Annotated in this window: 13 protein-coding genes and 2 tRNA genes; 6 read left to right on the top strand and 9 right to left on the bottom strand. The window is 48.2% G+C overall.

The annotated features are described in order from the left end of the window. Nucleotide 1: 1 nt before the first annotated feature. From BUB85_RS02415 to BUB85_RS02405, 3 genes are all read right to left on the bottom strand, one after another. Entirely contained in the window at nucleotides 2-3,436 is a 3,435-nt protein-coding gene (locus BUB85_RS02415; RefSeq protein ID WP_073104501.1) for an SbcC/MukB-like Walker B domain-containing protein, read from the bottom strand. After that, a complete protein-coding gene (locus tag BUB85_RS02410; protein WP_073104499.1) occupies nucleotides 3,393-4,151 on the bottom strand; it encodes a DUF4194 domain-containing protein in 759 nt (252 codons plus the stop codon). Before BUB85_RS02410 ends, BUB85_RS02415 begins: the two co-directional genes overlap by 44 nt. 77 nt (nucleotides 4,152-4,228) lie before the next feature. Beyond that, nucleotides 4,229-5,638, bottom strand: a complete 1,410-nt coding sequence (locus tag BUB85_RS02405) for a Wadjet anti-phage system protein JetA family protein (protein ID WP_073104497.1) — start codon at nucleotides 5,636-5,638, stop codon at nucleotides 4,229-4,231. A 295-nt stretch (nucleotides 5,639-5,933) separates the two neighbouring features. On the opposite strand from BUB85_RS02405, the gene BUB85_RS02400 reads away from it, so the two are divergent. The 6 genes from BUB85_RS02400 (at nucleotide 5,934) to BUB85_RS02375 (ending at nucleotide 13,262) form a co-directional block, all read left to right on the top strand. Further along, nucleotides 5,934-6,848 (top strand): MerR family transcriptional regulator, encoded by a 915-nt coding sequence (locus BUB85_RS02400; RefSeq protein ID WP_073104495.1) that lies wholly within the window; start codon nucleotides 5,934-5,936, stop codon nucleotides 6,846-6,848. A 241-nt stretch (nucleotides 6,849-7,089) separates the two neighbouring features. Continuing rightward, a complete protein-coding gene (locus BUB85_RS02395; RefSeq protein WP_073104493.1) occupies nucleotides 7,090-8,538 on the top strand; it encodes an MFS transporter in 1,449 nt (482 codons plus the stop codon). 12 nt (nucleotides 8,539-8,550) lie between these two features. Then, complete coding sequence (gene gcvPA / locus BUB85_RS02390; RefSeq protein WP_073104491.1) at nucleotides 8,551-9,957, top strand: aminomethyl-transferring glycine dehydrogenase subunit GcvPA; 1,407 nt, start codon at nucleotides 8,551-8,553, stop codon at nucleotides 9,955-9,957. 18 nt (nucleotides 9,958-9,975) lie between these two features. Next, nucleotides 9,976-11,550 (top strand): aminomethyl-transferring glycine dehydrogenase subunit GcvPB, encoded by a 1,575-nt coding sequence (gcvPB, locus tag BUB85_RS02385; RefSeq protein WP_084533885.1) that lies wholly within the window; start codon nucleotides 9,976-9,978, stop codon nucleotides 11,548-11,550. An 86-nt stretch (nucleotides 11,551-11,636) separates the two neighbouring features. Then, nucleotides 11,637-12,758 (top strand): ATP-NAD kinase family protein, encoded by a 1,122-nt coding sequence (locus BUB85_RS02380; protein ID WP_073104487.1) that lies wholly within the window; start codon nucleotides 11,637-11,639, stop codon nucleotides 12,756-12,758. A gap of 9 nt (nucleotides 12,759-12,767) precedes the next feature. Then, nucleotides 12,768-13,262: an Rpn family recombination-promoting nuclease/putative transposase gene (locus tag BUB85_RS02375; RefSeq protein ID WP_084533884.1), complete on the top strand. Its 495-nt coding sequence runs from the start codon at nucleotides 12,768-12,770 to the stop codon at nucleotides 13,260-13,262. Between the two features lie 63 nt (nucleotides 13,263-13,325). Here the strand turns inward: BUB85_RS02375 and BUB85_RS02370 are convergent. From BUB85_RS02370 to BUB85_RS02345, 6 genes are all read right to left on the bottom strand, one after another. Then, nucleotides 13,326-13,398 (bottom strand) — tRNA-Ala (locus tag BUB85_RS02370). Between the two features lie 45 nt (nucleotides 13,399-13,443). Continuing rightward, a tRNA-Val gene (locus BUB85_RS02365) sits at nucleotides 13,444-13,517 on the bottom strand. A gap of 196 nt (nucleotides 13,518-13,713) precedes the next feature. Further along, nucleotides 13,714-13,923 (bottom strand): metallophosphoesterase family protein, encoded by a 210-nt coding sequence (locus BUB85_RS20915; RefSeq protein WP_242945328.1) that lies wholly within the window; start codon nucleotides 13,921-13,923, stop codon nucleotides 13,714-13,716. Between the two features lie 581 nt (nucleotides 13,924-14,504). Then, on the bottom strand, nucleotides 14,505-16,343 hold the full coding sequence (locus tag BUB85_RS02355; RefSeq protein ID WP_073104483.1) for an ABC-ATPase domain-containing protein: 1,839 nt from the start codon (nucleotides 16,341-16,343) through the stop codon (nucleotides 14,505-14,507). 20 nt (nucleotides 16,344-16,363) lie between these two features. Further along, complete coding sequence (locus BUB85_RS02350) at nucleotides 16,364-16,684, bottom strand: MGMT family protein (RefSeq protein WP_073104481.1); 321 nt, start codon at nucleotides 16,682-16,684, stop codon at nucleotides 16,364-16,366. Nucleotides 16,685-16,932: 248 nt separating this feature from the next. Beyond that, nucleotides 16,933-17,212 (bottom strand): IS66 family transposase (locus BUB85_RS02345; protein WP_143160648.1); only part of this gene is annotated, 280 nt, incomplete at its 5' end.

Here is a 17,212-nt window from a genome sequence, read left to right as displayed (position 1 = left end):
GTTATTTTCCCTCGATTCCCAACGTATCTAAAACTGTATTTCCAGTAATTTCATGATTTTCTTTCTCATCAGTAAGCTGCTCCGCTTCACTTCCTTCCAGCATCTTCAGATAATCCCCCTTGTCAATGTGCATCATGGAAATCCGGTTCTGGTGCCTGCGGAACCCGTAGACACTGTCCACGTACTGGATCAGCGACTGCAGACGCTCGTCCGGCACGCAGACGATGAGCTGCAGATCCAGCTCTCTCGCATAGCGCAGGCAGACCTCGCTCCGCTCCTTGTCCATCTTGGAAAATGCTTCGTCGAGCAGCACCAGCTTGATCCGGGAATCCCGGTTGCTCTGCTGCATGTAGAGCATGGCAAATCCCGCCAGCAGTGCCACATACTTCGGGTTCTGTCCCTCCCCGCCGGAATCGCGCCCAGCCATCTCATCCACCGGATTCTTCTTTTCATTTCCGTGCTCGTCGGTCACCTTCTCATACATGCTGAAATTCAGGTAATTGCGGTAATCGGCGTAGCGCTCCATCTCCTGTTTCCGGTTGTTCTGCTTCTGCTTATCGTCAGATTTCTCGGGCATGAACTTCTCCGTCAGCAGTTCAATCTTCTGCTCATACTTCTGATAGAAATCCTCATCTCCAAAGCTGATCTGTCCCTCCACGCCATATGGATCGACGATCTTGCTGTCCAGTTCCGGCGCCATCAGCATTTCATAAAATTGTCCGTTTTCATTGTCTGCCGGAAGAATCTCGATCTGGTAGACACTGTCCGAGAAACGGATGCGGGAGAGCATGCGGTTGATCTCTCTGGTATGGCGGTAGGCTGCCCTGATCTCCCCGTGAATGGTGGCGATCACATTGTCGCGCAGACTGCGGTACACCTGCTCGCACTGTTTTTCAAATTCTTCTTTATACTTCGGCTCAAAATCCTGACGGTAATGCTCCAGCAGATCGTCATAAATCTGATTGCTCTTCTCCTCCCCGCTGAACCCGAGTGTCGGGTACTCCAGATTGAAACGCATTCTCGCCTTGCCGCGAAGCTCCAGATATTCCTGCCGCTCAATCTCCAGTTTCGCGAGCTCACTGTTCTTCTGACTCCGGTAATTTGCTTCTGACTGCGTTCTCAGGTTCGCCGTCACCTCATCCTCCAGTGCTTCATTCTGAATAAAGCCTTCCAGAAGATTCTCCAGCCGCTCCTGCCCGTTGGCGATATCCGACTGCGCCCGGCCCTTGCTACCCTCGAACTCGGCAATGCTCCGGTTCAATCCATTCTCCGTCGCTCTCAGCTCGGCAAGCTTCTGCTTCAGTCCGGCCTGCTGCTCCTTCAGCGCGGCAACCAGACTTCCATCCTGCAGTTCCCGAAGTTCCTGCTGCAGACGTTCCTGTTTTTCAAAATACTCCTCCAATTGCTCTGCCGATCTTGAAAGCGCCACGATCTGCTCCGGCTCCTGCTGCAGACGCTCAAAACTCTGCGCCTTTTTCAGAGCGTCAAAATCCACGCTGATCTCCTGCAAACGGTAAGTCAACTTGTCCACTTCCTCCTCCAGCTCCCGCAGCTTTGCCTTGGAAACCGTCGTTCCGATACACGCATGCAGATTATAATCGCTCTCCCGCAGATGGCGGAAGATAAAATTGCTGTAAGAATAACAGTCCTGCGTCACGCCGTCTCTGACCCGCTCCAGTTCCTCCACACTCTGGCACTTCATGATACGTCCCAGATACCGCTTCAGGCAGGCATCCACATAAGCCTCCTCCGTGGTTACCGCCTCGTAGAGTGAATGCTTCTCCGCCCTCGGATCCGTCTGCCGGACTGCCGCCGAGTTGATCAGCTCCACATCCTCAAACTGCTTCATCCTGCGAAATGCGACCGCCGCATCATGAGCCTGCTCCGGTGCGGTGATCAGGCTGTGCTTCAATCTTCCCAGACGCCCCTCGATGGCATTCTTCCACTCTTCGTCCTGAATATCAAACAGATCCGCGAAAATGTGTACCTGGATTTTTCTTCCGTACTGATCACTCAGGGCCTGTTCCAGCTGTGCCCGCGCCTGCTTCAGGCTCTTTTTATACGGTTTCCGGTTATTTTTCAGATCTTCGACAATCTCTTTCTTCTCGCTGAGTTCTTTCGCCAACTCCGACCGGTCACTGCGCAGGTCATCCATCTCCTGCTCGATGTTCTTCATCGTCTCATCGAGTCTCCGCTTCAGTCCTGCACAGTCTTCCTCCGTCACATCTCCTGCGCGAAACTGCCCGATCAGTGCCAGTGCCGGGTTGCTCACATAATCAGTGATGACCTCATCCTCTTCCCAACGGGTCAGCCCCTGCACGAGATTTCGCCAGCTCACGCTGTTCTGACGAAGCAGCTCTATGGTGCGCTCCATCTCCTTCAGCTGTTTTTCTTTCTGACCGTAATCGCTGGATTTCAGGTTCGCCTCCACCTCGATCAGCTCGGTAGTCGCCTTCGACCTGCTCTGCTCCATGGCATCCTTTTTCCCGTTCAGAGACTTCAGCTGATCCAGAATATGTTCCAGATCCTGCTTTCTGGATTCCAGCCTGCTCTTCTGATTCTCGATATCGACATAGCGCAGAATCGCCTCTGTGCGAATGATATCCGCCGATGCCTGCGTCAGATTCCGATTGCTCTCACTGATCTCTGCGAGCATCGCGATCCGTTTTTCCAAATCCTCGATCCTGCCCTTGATCTCGCTGTACGCACCCAGCTGGTCGCTGATTTTCCCGATCGTATCTTCTTTGCTCTTCGGGAACATATAGTCGCGGATAAACTGCCCCGTCCCGTTTGTCATCTTCAGCGCGATGGAGCTCTTCTCCATGGTCACAAACCGGGAGCCGTCGATGAAGCCCAGCAGCACCTCATAGAGCGTATTCAGATACGCCTCCTTCGACGGATAAATACGGTTGATGTCTCCATATCCTCTGTTATCCTCCGACCTTGCGCGCTCTTTCGTCAGGCCCCTGATCTGCACGATCGAGTATGGAACGCCATCCTCCGTCAGATAGCCATCCTCCGGCATCCTTCCCGAATGACTGAAAAATCCATGATTTTTGATATCCTGATCATTTTTCCCGACCTCAAAGGAAACACCGACACAGTTGGTAATATGTGTTCCGGTGTCCTCGATCTCCATCACGATCTGTGCACAGAAATCCCGCCCCTCACGGTTGGCCGTCCCGTCCTTCTGCTCCCCGCGCAGATAGCTGAGCACCGATCTCCGGTTCTTTGCATCGTCCGCCGCCTTGTTTAAAAATGTGGCGGCAAGACTCCCGTAGAGAACTACCTGGATGGCATCCATCACGGTAGATTTTCCAGAACCGCTTTTTCCGCTGAAGAGGTTTACATACTCATTCAGTTCTATGATGTGATGGTCGATACCGCCCCAGTTATTCAGCAGTATCCGCGTAAATTTCTTCTTCGCTTCTCTCATCCGTTCTCTCCTTTTGCCCTGATTCCGGTCCTGATGTTTTCACACCGGCATTTCCATCCATCTCATTCCCGTCCATCTCATTTCCATCCATCTCGATTGCCTCATTCATATTCAGATGTATCTGCATCAGATCCTTCTGATATTTTGCTACAATCGCATTGATATCCGTGGACGCACAGTAAATATTGACTGTGCTGTAGATATAAATCGGGGTGTCATCCTCTACATTCACAATCGCCCCCGGCAGCTCGATCATCTGGTGGGTCCGCATCACGCCCAGCGCTTCCCGCCATTCTGCCGTTGTCAGCCTCCGGTTGATCAGGCCGGTATCCTTTCCGTACTCGCGGATCTCCGCCAGATTCGTCACCGTGGCGTGAAGCCCCTCCCCCATGATCTTATCACGGTAGATCAGCTTCATGATCAGCACCAGAAGTGTCGTCGTCTCGCTCAGCTTCTCCGTCAGCACACCCTCCCCCTCCAGACGGAAGATATGCTCCTGCGGATCATAATGCAGCTCGCACCCGATCACGGCCAGATAATCCTCTATAAAACGCTGGTGCTTTAAGCAGACCCGGTAGTTTGGATTGTCCCTCGGAACTAACGTTGCCGGATCGTATTTCATCTGTATGATACAGGTCTGACGAAACAGATCCCGGATGGTGCGCTTGAGATTTTCTGCTTCTGTCACCGTCATCATTTCCATATATTCAACCATTTATATTCTCTCCTGTCATGCGGGTTTTAGAACCCTTCCACCTGCGGAGGGGTTCTAAAACCCGCATCCTGAAATTATTATTTTGCATTCTCTTTGATCTGAAGTGACGAAAATCGCAGGCCTCCCTCGGTCTCAATCTCCTCGCCGAGCCTGACATCCGTGACTTCTCCCGCATGCTCTGTCATATCCTGCCACACGAGAAACAGTTTTTCCAGATCTTCCACCGACTGCACCGAATCCGCCGTCGCCCGGAAGACTCCGTCCGTCATATTGTCCTGCATAAACTCCCGGATCTGCTGTTTTGTATACAGAGGTTTCAGCACAAAACTCTCCATGTCCTCCTGCGGACCGACGCCCTGCTCCTCCACCGCCACCGGCGTGAACGGCTGGCTGCCGCCCTCCCGCCTGCTGTAAAGACTCTGCTCCGTGATCACCCGAAACTGCGCGGTCGTCCGCATATGCGCCGTCAGCTCTTCCAGCACATTCTGTCGGCTGCCCCCCCGGTTCAGCAGGTTGATCAGTGCCACCGTCTGGTCTTCCTCCTGGCTGCCCTCCTGCAAAATGTAGCGGATTCTCGCCGCCGCACGGCTGGCAAATATGGTTTTCTGCTCAATCAGTTTGTTATACCGTCTCTCAATATTCTCAAATTCCCGGTCAATCTGGCAGATGATCTCGATCGCCTCCTCGCAGATTTCGATTGCCCGCTCATTTCGATAAAACGGAACCGTGTTCGGCGTGAGCACCTTCCGCTCCTCCTCAAGCTCCTGTCTGCGCAGTTCATTTGCCGCGAGGTTGTCCGTCGTCAGCTCCTTCACCGCCTCTTTATACCGGTAAAAGCTGTCCGTCGTCGTCAGGATCGCATATTTTCTGCTGTCACTGTTGTTGATCTCATGAACCAGGACCTCCTGAATCCCCCGGAACTCCCGCTGCTTCGACAACTCATCAAAATAGCCGCGCATTCCCTCCTGCATATTCGCCAGCAGCTGCACCAGGCGCCTGGACGTTTTCAGCGCACTCCGCAGAATGTCATTGTTCTTCTCCTTGTCCGCGTTGTATGTATAAAGATAGCTGTAAATCGCCAGAATATTCTCCCGCTCCCTACCGTCCTCCTCGCTCAAAAGCTTCTGGAAAAGTTCAATATAGAGCTGACTGTACTCCGGAAATGACACCACGTTGCAGTTGAGTGTCTCATCATAATCACTCAGAAGCCATCCCCACTGCTCAAAATGCGCCAGGCAGATCGACGCCATGTTCGACTGCGACAGCATCACGCCGTCCTCGTCCACCCGCGCCTCGCTCCAGTCCAGCTTCAGCCCCGCCAGACTCTCGTTGATGATACTCTTGACCTCCTGCTCCGTCAGCCCCAGAGTCGAGTAAGAACGGCTGCTCTCCTCGTAGACTGCCACGAGAAACACCATATAATAATCCAGATATTTACTGCCGAAAAGACGATAAAAGTCTCGCGGCATACGACTTTTTAAATTCATTGATAACACTCCGTTCTATAGATGATGCAAAAAGGGACAGGTCAAAAGTGCAATTGGGGACGTAGCAAAGTGTAGCTTTGCTACGTCCCCAATTGCATTAATTGCTATTCCTTCATTTATTTTACAATTCTAAGGTGACACCTGTCAATCGGAAAATATAATGCATGGACTTGGCATAAAGCAATTACAGTGATAATATGTGTTCATAAAGAGATGCGGAAAATGCGGATGTAAACAAGTACGAAGTGAAACCCAAAAACCAATGACCTTAGAAACCGGGAGGCAGATGTAAAAAATGAGAATGTATACAATTGGAGAACTTGCAACGGTATCCGGTATACCATCAACAACTTTACGCTATTACGACAGCGAGGGGATTCTGCAGCCAGAGATCAGAAATTCGGCGAACGGATATCGCTATTATTCTGAAAAGCAGCTGCTTCAGGCGGAGATGATCAAAGAGCTGAAAGGTCTGGGAATCAAAATCCAGGATATTCGGCTTATTCTGCAAAAAGAAAACAATGAATATATGATTCATGCACTGGAATTGAGAATGAGAGAGATGCAAAAAGAGTCCATGCGTTTGAGCAATCAGCTGGTGGCAATTGACTATGCTCTGCAGCGCCTTCAGAATACGAATAAGCTCCAGAAAGAAAAGACAAGGGAATCGGAGCAGTCGAAACAATCAGATCCAGCGCGTAATGCAGAACGAAACACAGAATTAAAAGCATATCAGGTGGAATTATATACGATGCCGGAAATGTGGGTTCTGGCAACCAGATATATAAGCTATATAGCAGTAGATAATGTGTTTACAGATCGTGTACTGGAACTTCAGAACTTACGCGAACAGTATGAATTGTTTTCCAAAGGACCGGCGGTCGGCATATTCCATGATGGTTATTCGGCTCAGTTCACAAATGAATATGGGGATCTGGAGCTGTGTCTCCCGATCGTAATGGGAACGGATGCGGCGATTGAGCATTCCGAAATCAAACATCTGGATTCATGCTTATGTGCAGCAACTATTCATATCGGACATTATAAGTTTGCATATAGAGCATATCTGAATTTGTTGGAGTGGATCGAGAACAGCGAGTATCGCATCACTGGCCCGGCAATGGAAATTTATGAAGTCGACCCCAGATTTTCTACAAATATAAACGAATATCTTACAAGGATTTGTTTTCCAATTGAATTAAAAGAATAAGGGCAATGCACGAAACAGTCATATCACGGAAATCTGATATGGCTGTTTTTTTTACCTTCAAGTTGACTTGAAGGTTGTAAAAATACAAAAAGGCTAGAAATGAGCGGATTTCGGGAAAGGAAAATACAGGAGATGTTGTTGACATTCCAGTGACTCGAACAGTTATAGTATAGTTGAAAGCTGGCCAGCTAGAAAGAAAAGGAATAAGCAACGAAATAAAAAAGGATAAGGAGGGAAAGAAATGGGGAACGAAAAAGATTGTAAAGAAGTTCCGACTGAAAACTTTTCAAAAAAGTATGATAGAAAATTGCCTTTTTTCACAAAATGTGGTTTTGGTGTCGCTAATATAGGGGATACCATTATCACGGAATTTGTAGGTGCATTTTTATTGTTTTTCTTTACCAATGTTGCCGGACTCCGGCCTGCACTTGGAGGATTGGTGGTTTCGCTTGGAATTTTGTGGGATGCAGTCAGTGATCCAATCATAGGAACCATGTCGGACCGGTGCACCTCAAAGCATGGACGGAGACGGCCATTCATCATGCTGTCGGTCATTCCGATCATCATATCGTCCGTTCTGCTGTTTACAAACGTTAATTTGCCCATGACCGGGAAGTTTATCTACTATGTGATTACGATCATATTCTATTGGACCTCATATACCATGTTCAACATACCGTATTTATCTCTGGGATCGGAACTGACGACGAACAATGATGAAAAGACATCGGCATCGTCAATTCGACAGGTGTTTGGAACCTGCGGATTACTTTTTTCCAGCACACTTCCCATGATATTGGTTTCTGCGTATGAAAAGTTCGGAATGACGACGAATCATGCATGGAGCTGTGCGGCCGGAACCTTGGGCTTTATGGCAGCACTTGCTATTTTTATTACATGGTATTCAACGAGAGGATGGGAGATTCCATTTCCACCTCAAAGCAAGAGTGACCCGATTCTGAAAAATCTTGGAAAGGTATTAGTATACAAACCGTATATCATTCTCATTGTGGGATCCCTGATTTTTTATTGCGCATTTAACACAATCACATCCACGGTTGTCTATCATGCAACCATTGTTCTGGGTGTCGATGAAGCAGCAAGTTCCATCGTATTTTTAAGCGGAACTATATTTGGAATTATTCTATCTATTTTGGTCGGAAAGCTTGCAATCCGATTTGATAAGAAATGGGTATTTGTAGTATTTATGTTTATCTCAGGCACAACGCTTCTCGTATTCCGGGTGGTAGGAATCCATTCTCTTGTGGCACAGTGTATCGAGTATTCACTGGCACATTTTGCGATTATAGGTTTTCTTGTTTTAAGCTATAACCTGCTGTATGACACGTGTGAGACGTATGAGTTCCGAAGCGGTAAGATGCTTACCGGAGTGATGGTATCTTATTTCTCGTTTTTTGTAAAACTCGGGAAGGCGGCAGCAATTCAGATCGTGGGTATCATTCTTGAAATTGCCGGATATCAGGCAGGGCAAACCGTTCAATCAGAAAATGTTGTTGTGGCAGTCAAAAATCTGGTGACACTGTTCCCGGGAATATTGCTTATTGTCTGTGGTCTGATCATATGTATATTCCCGATTACCAAAAAACGTTTCCTGGCAATGCAGGAGGCCAAGGAGCTCCGCAAAGAAGGAAAAGAGTATTCAACAGATGCATTTCAGAAGATATTGTAGAGGAGGACAACTATGAGCAAAAAAACAGTATTCCCATATATTCCAAACTCTGTGCCGGAAATTCAGAGAGAGATGTTGGACTATGTAGGGGCAGAGCATGTAATAGATCTATATGAGGAGGTTCCGGAAAAACTGCGTTTGGACCGTGATCTCAATTTACCAAAAGCAATCCGTGATGAGCAGGGCATTAAGAGGCACATGGAACATTTGCTGAATAAAAATGCCAACTGCAATGAATATGATAATTATATGGGAGCGGGGTGTGCACAGCATTATGTTCCGGCTGTATGTGATGAAATTGCTACGAGGGGCGAGCTCCTTACCTGTTATGGTGCGGAAACGTGGGCAGATCATGGAAAGTATCAGATTTTTTTCGAATATCAGAGCATGATTGCGGAATTAGTACAGATGGATTTTACGACTGTCCCCTGTCATTGCGGCGGACAGGCTGCAGCAACGGGACTTTGCATGGCTAGCAGAATGACCGGGCGGAAAAGAGTGCTGCTGCCCAAGAATATGAATCCGGAAAATCTGTCCATCATAAAAAATTACTGTAGCTCTGTTCACGAAGAAAATGCGCTTGAAATTGACATGATCAATTATGATCCAGACACAGGTCGTATGGATATCGCGGAGCTGAAAGACAAGATCGGTGACGATGTAGCCGCCGTATTTCTTGAAAATCCGAATTATCTTGGTGTGATTGAGTCGGATGCGAAGGAAATAGGGGGGATTGCACGGGAAAATGGAGCCGAATTTGTAGTTTATGCAGATCCGATTACGCTTGGAGTGCTCGAAGCACCGGGAAATTATGGTGCGACACTCGCAGTAGGCGATATTCATAGTGTTGGCCTTCATCTTTATGCCGGCGGCGGGCAGGCCGGGTACATCGCATCTCCGGACGATATGCGGTATATCAGCGAATTTAAAGAACTGGTAGACGGAGTTACAGAGACAACCGTTCCGGGGGAAATTGCGTACTGCATCGTTCTCATCAACCGCACGCATTATGCAATGCGGGAGAAAGGCAAGGAATTTACCGGCACACAGAACAATCTGTGGACGGCACCGGTCGCAGTCTATCTGGCACTGATGGGCCCCCAGGGAATGCAGGAAATTGGAAATACAATTATGACAAATGCGGAATATGCGGCAAAAAAACTGTCTGCGATCCCCGGTGTATCGATGCAGTTCAAGGCACCGTTTTTCCAGGAATTTGTGTTGAATTATGATGAGACTGGGAAAACAGTTGAGGAAATCAACAAAATGCTGTTGGAAGAAAAGATCTTTGGCGGTGTTGATCTGAGTAAAGATTTTCCTGAATTGGGACAAAGTACATTGTATTGTGTGACGGAAACCAGCGACAAGGAAAGTATCGATCATCTGGCACAAGCACTTGCCAGAACCGTACACGCCTGATGAGAGGAGGAAATGATAATGCGAAGAGATTATGATACATATTTAAGACAGTTCCATGAGGCCAAATGGGATGAAGAATTGATTTTCGAGCTTTCAGTTCCCGGGGAGCGCGGAATCCTTGTTCCGCAGCCTGACGAAGAAATCGTGAATGAAGTGGGGAATGGGATCGACCGAATCCCTGAGACAATGAGACGAAAAAAGCTGCCTGAACTGCCGGAGTTGTCCCAGCCAAGAATCAACAGACATTACCTGCGTCTGACCCAGGAAATCATGGGGATGGATGTGGCACCGGACATCTGTGAAGGAACCTGCACAATGAAATATAGTCCCAAGGTACAAGAACACATGGTAGCACACAATCCGGGACTCGTGGACATCCATCCTTATCAGGATCCGGACACCCTTCAGGGACTTCTTGAGATTTACAAAAAGACCGAAAATATGGTCTGCGAGATTTCAGGCATGGATGCATTTAACTTTCATGCCGGCGGCGGGGCGGCTGCATGTTATCTGGGAGCCTGCATTGTCCGTGAATATTTTCATTCGAAGGGGGATGACAAACGTGACGAGATCATCACCACTATTTTTTCTCATCCCTGTGATGCCGGAGCACCTGCGACAGCTGGCTTTAAAGTGATCACACTGATGCCGGGGGAGGATGGGCTCCCTGAACTGGGGGCGCTCAAAGAGGCTCTGTCCGAGAGAACAGCAGCTATTTTTGTGACAAATCCAGAGGATACCGGAATCTTTAATCCACACATCCAGGAATATGTGGAAGCGGCACATGAGGTCGGGGCACTCTGCTATTATGATCAGGCAAATGTGAACGGAATCATGGGAATCACGCGTGCGAGAGAGACCGGTTTTGATCTGATTCATTATAATCTGCATAAGACATTTTCATCGCCGCATGGCGGTATGGGACCAGGGTGTGGAGCACTGGGCGTGAGAGAATTTTTGAAACCGTATCTGCCGGTTCCACGTGTCGAGCACGACGGTGAGCGATACACACTTGATTCTGATTGTCCTCAGAGTTGTGGGAAAATACGTGAATTTCTGGGGAATACCCATGTTGTTGCAAGGGCCTATATGTGGATCATGCAGCTGGGAGCAGAGGGCATAAAGGAGGCAGCTGTTTGTTCTGTTCTGAACAATCAGTATCTCATGAAAAAACTTTCTGAGATCAAAGGGATTGAGATTATGTTCGCGGAGGGAAAACGAAGACTGGAGCAGTGTCGCTACAGTTGGGGACCGCTTTTTGAAGATACGGGATTTACCTCTCTGGATGTCAGTAAACGATTAATCGATTTTGGCTATGAACATATCTGGCTGTCACATCATCCGTTTCTTGTGCCGGAGCCTATGACGCTGGAGCCGACAGAAAGCAACAGCAAGGATGACCTGGACGAACTGGTATGTGCGATCCGTGAAGTAGCAAGAGAGTGTTACGAAGAGCCGGAATTAATAAAGGGAGCACCGTTCCATGCACCGATTCATGATGTGTACTGTGACGAGAACAACACATTGGATAAAATCGCTGTCACATATAGGCAGCTGCAAAAAAGACGTGCTGCCGGAACTATTCATGTGTAAAATATGCAGCATTCATTTGCGGGTTCTCCAATAACAGGGAATCCGCAAATTTCTATATGAATTTTCTATATGAAAGGCGGCGGAAAATGAAAAAGATAGGATTTATTGTCAATCCGATTGCAGGAATCGGTGGAAAGGTTGGACTGAAGGGCTCGGATGGCGCGGAGACGCTTAAGAGAGCACTGACTTTAGGTGCCGTTCCGGAAAGTGGAAAAAAAGCAGTTACGGCTATGAGGGAACTGGCAGAGGCGCAGAATCTTTTTGAACTATATACCTATCCTGCTGAGATGGGCGCGAATATTTGCGAAGAAGCGGGTCTGGAATATCGCGAACTGGGGGAAATTGCATCTGGTCATACGACTGCTGCAGACACGCGGATCGCAGCGGAGAAATTGAAGGAGAGTGGGGTGGATCTCCTGGTTTTTGTCGGGGGAGACGGAACCGCCCGAGATATCATGGATGCAGTCGGAACCGATATTCCAGTGCTGGGAATCCCGGCCGGGTGCAAGATACATTCCGGCGTCTACGCACTGAATCCCAAAACAGCAGGAAAGCTGCTGCGGGAATATGTGGAAGGAAAAGTAAGGGAGACCATAGAAGCTGAAGTGATGGATATCAACGAAGAACTTTTCCGGCAGGGGATCGTGGAGGCACAGCTGTACGGCTATCTTCAAATTCCGCGTGAAACGAAAATGGTCCAGCATCTGAAAAGCGGACGCCGTTATTCAGAATCCGTGTCGGTGGATATGCTCAGTTCTTATATTGCTGATATCTGGGAGCCAGATACTTTATATATTGTAGGCACCGGCTCTACCACAGCAGCCATTATGAAAAAAATGGGACTGCCGAACACGCTTCTTGGCGTTGATCTGGTCTGGAGAAAAAAGGTGATCGCTTCAGACTGTACAGAAAAACAGATACTGAACGTTCTAAAAAGCGGAAAGTACAACCATGTTAAGATCATTGTGACAGTGATCGGTGGACAGGGATACATTTTCGGCAGAGGAAATCAGCAGATCAGTGCGGATGTGATCAGAATGGTTGGACGAGAAAATATTATAGTGGCTGCATCAAAAGATAAAATGCTGTCTTTATTTGGAAAACCGCTCTATGTGGATACGGGAAACGAGGAAATAAATGAATTATTATCCGGATATATCCGGGTGGTCGTTGGATATGAAGAAACATATGTGACAAAGATTATGTAAGGAAAAAGCCTGCCTGCAGAACCTGCGGATCCATACGCCGAATATCTCCTGTCAAACACCAAAACCCACCAAGTTTATAGTGACAAGTTCTCCATCCGTGTGTTAGACTTAACACAGATAGAAACCGGTCAATTGCAGAAAGAGAAGCCTGAACTTTATTATTGGGCCAAACTCTTTATCGCCAAAACATGGGAGGAGATGCAGATGCTGAGTGAAAAATCTGAAGGAATCCAGGAGGCTGTTCTGACCCTGAAAGAGTTAACAGAAGATGAAAAAATCCAGCTGCAGTGCGAAGCACGGGAAATGTATGAACACACCATGGCATCGGCAGAACGGTTTGGACGGATTGAAGGGAAACGAGAAGGAAAAATTGAAGGCAAAATTGAAGGCAAACGTGAGACAGCAGAAAAAATGCTGCGGGATGGGATGGATGATGAACAGATCCAAAAATATACTGGTCTGAGTCAGAAGGATATTGAGGAGATTCGTCATACTGTCAAATAAAAATAAGTTATAAGCAGGATGAACGGGCACAAAAAATCCCTCCTTCGGAGGGACTACAAGCAATGGAACATAGGGGGATCGAACCCCTGACCTCAAGATTGCGAACCTTGCGCTCTCCCAGCTGAGCTAATGCCCCATATTCAATTGTTCTGTCCTGCACATGACTGCAAGTATAAAAGTATGGAGACAGCGGGGCTCGAACCCGCGACCTCTCGCGTGTGAGGCGAACGCTCATCCCAGCTGAGCTATATCTCCATAACGACTATTATACTATTCTCAAATTTTTTTTCAAGCTAAAATTACATTTTTTTCTTTTTTACTATTTTGCAGAAAATAACGCAGCTCTATTATATGTCGCTGCATATTCACGATTATTTTCTTCTATTATTACATTCAATCCACTCATCCAACGTCAGTGGCTCATAATCGGAATACATACAAAAACAGTTAATCATATTGCACGGTATGTGCTGTTCCTCTCCTCGGCATTTCCCCAGGACAGATCACCAAGAATGACTACCTCATCATTCTTCCTGACCTTTTTATTCCATTTTTCTATCATATACTCATTCATCTGCTCCACTGTCCCGAACCCACGATGATCCATTTTCGTATTCATGGCTAAGTGGAAAAAATGAAGATCTGCAATGTAATATCTCAATTAATCACTTCCATTCCTTTTCTTTACAGGTCCATTTCTTATCAAAAGTTTGTCCATCAATGATTGATATTATCACTGGTTCCATAAAAATATGTATTCGGTCTAATGTCTCTTGAAAGTTTAGTTCTGCCTCTTTTGCAGGTTCAAATGCTTTCCATTGTATCCTAAACTATACAATTTCTATTGAGTTTTTGTATAGTTCACTGTAATCATACTTCATACATCTCTGATTGTCTATTACGATTTATTAATCAATGGATTAGGAGACTTTTTTACAGTCCCTTCTGTTTTTCTTTTACCCGAAACCTCTCACTTCATATTTATAATAGAGCAGGAAAAGCCGCTCAAAAAGGCAGCTTTTCTCAATTTAGGTTATTGTTTTGAATTTTTTTACGGGGCATCCACCATTTTTAACTTTATGTTCTGATTTTTTGAAATAATAAAAGCATCTGTCGGTCGACCGTTCCAATCGGTCAATTACAAGTAAATCATCTTCGATGATGGGACCGGCTCATGGTTATATTTGCTTGATTGGCGCATAGCTTGGCAGCAGATGTCAAGCTTGCGTGTAAACAGTACCCCTACCGCACCTTAAGTCCCCGGTAGCGGTTCACGCAGGCATAAATCTCCTCCCGCCTCGGCATCGCCAGATTTCCGGGAATGCAGCGGTCTCCGACCACAGCCGCCATGCCCTTCTCCCGCAGCAGCCGTTCTACCTGGCTCACACACAGGTCCAGATTCTTCGTCCCGTCAAACACATGCTCCAGCATATAATTTAAGATCTGCGCGAGCATCTGTGTCTGCTCTCCATCCACGATCTGCTCCACATAGCGCAGCTCGATCTGCTCTTTGTTCAGCAGAAAACCATCCCTGCCAAGCCCTTTGATCTTCGTGCGGTTCTGGTCACCGCGGCCGCCATGTTCTCCGCGCCCATTACGTTCTCCACGACCAACATGGCCGTCTTGTCCGCCATACGCTCCGCGGCCGCCTCTGCCGCCGTATCCGCCATACCTGTAATTGTCGTCTCTTCCGGCCGCCCGGCTGTCATTTCCCTGGTTCTTCACAAGCGGAACCCGGTTCTGCTTCACCTTCTCAAGCGGTTTCGCATCGCACTTCAGCTTCGGGAAGTTCTCTGCCTCCCGTTTCGCCGCTTCGGTAATTACGTATGGCACATAGGCATCCATCTGGACAATGGTATCCGCTACCTGAAAATACGCTCCCGAACTTCCCGCAACAAGAATTGTGGAAATGCCGTGTTCCTCATACAATTCCCGCACCCGCTCCACGTAAGGAATGATCGGTTCCTTATCCCGGTGAACCACCCGCTGCATCAGCTCGTCCCGCACCATAAAGTTGGTCGCACTGGTGTCCTCATCGATGAGCAGTACCCGTGCCCCGGCACTGACAGCCTCCGCCACATTCGCCGCCTGAGATGTACTTCCGCTGGCATCCAGGGTAGAAAACTTGTGCGTATCCTTTTTATTCGGAAGGTTGCTGATAAACCCGCTGATGTCCACGCTGCAAATGTTCCGGCCATCCTCGGCCCGCAGCTTCACTGCACTCTCATCCGTGACCACATACTCTCTGCCGTCCCCGCAGATGTGTGGGTATACCCCGCGCTCGAGTGCCTGCAGCACCGTAGACTTCCCATGATAACCGCCGCCGACGATCAGGGTCACTCCCTCGGGGATTCCCATCCCGGTCAGCCCCTTTGTGTGAGGCAGATCCAGCGTCACCTCCAGCTCCTTCGGGGACCGGAATACCACGGACTGCTTCATCGGAAGATCCGACACTCCGCTCTCCCGCGGCAGCACTGCCCCGTTGGCGATGAACGCCGCCAGTTTCCGTGCCTTTAATTCCCCGCGAAGAGCTTTTTGATCCTCCGCCAGCCAGATCGTCTGCTCCAGCTTTTTCTGATCCACCTTCGCATAATACAGCGCATTTTTCACACAGACCGGAAGAAATTCAAACAAGATCCGCCGCAGCTCTCCCGCCTGGATCCGCCGTCCATTTGCCGGGAACCCCACTTCCAGACGCACCTTCACGCTGCCGTCCGTCACCTGCACCTCACAGCCGGTCCGCTCCAGGACCTCCTGCCCGCAGCGGCTCACCGACATGACCCCACTCTTCCCGGATCCCTTCGCCTTGTGCGTATACCGTCCCGTCTGCTGGTAAAATCCACGCAGCAGAAAATCCTGCAGCGCGACCCGCTTCTCCTTTGTCTCATACGTCCACGCTGGAAAATCTGCCTGCCCTCCCGGCACATCCACACTCAGCTTTGACGGAGCCGCGAACGGGTCCCCCTGCACATGCTCAATATTTAACTGATAGTCCTTAAAATCATATCTGCCCCGCAGATCCTTATACGCCGGATAACTTTTTCCGTCCACCTGCTGTAATAACTTTTCTAATGTTTTCATGAGGTCTCTCCTTCGCTCCTTTAATAAAACGGTGTCTCCCATTGATATTCCTGCATTATTACGTGATCCCCCTCAAACTCCACGCCCTCGGCCTCCAGCAGTTCCCGCTGCCGGTCTCCGCCGCCGAATGCAAACGCCCTGCTGGTGCAGCCATCCTTTGTCACGACGCGGTGGCAGGGAATGTGCTCCGGGTCCGGATTCGCGTGGAGCGCATAGCCCACGACTCGCGCCCACCGGCTGTTGCCTGCGAGACGCGCCACCTGACCATATGAAGCGACGCTGCCCTTTGGAATCTGCTTTACAACGTCATATATCTTTTCAAATGAATTTTTCTCTTCCATGCTCTCTCCTCTCTCTATTCCCCCGTTACTGTTCACAGATAAATCTGTTCCAGTAACGTCGCCGGTCCATTTTTAAATCATCTTCGATGATGGGACCAGCTCATAGTTATATTTATTTAATTGGCGCATAGCTTGACAGCAAGTGTCAAGCTTGCGTGTGAACAGTAACATTCCCCCTCACAATCATATTCCTGACCACAATTCTCATTGAATTAACTATACAACTCTGGTAACTGTTCAGAACTCCATTAGTTAAAGATGATATCGGAATTCCCTAAAAGGGCTTCTCTGATTGCTGTAAAAGCATTTATTCCATGCTTATGAGCAGTCCCAATATAGCTCATGATTGTAAGATATTCCTGTGCGCCTTCCTCACTGCGAAAACATCCTGAGACCTTGGTTTTAACCTTAATCATGCGCAAATCACGTTCCGCAAGGTTATTATCAAACGGAACACAGAGATTCTTTATAAATAAGCAGACTGATGCCTTGTAATTCACAAGTCTGTCAATTAGATTTAGTACCTTG

The organism is Hespellia stercorisuis DSM 15480, from assembly GCF_900142165.1.
Lineage (GTDB): Bacteria > Bacillota > Clostridia > Lachnospirales > Lachnospiraceae > Hespellia > Hespellia stercorisuis.
Note: the sequence above shows the minus strand (reverse complement) of the source record. Positions and strands in the feature narration are given on the sequence as shown.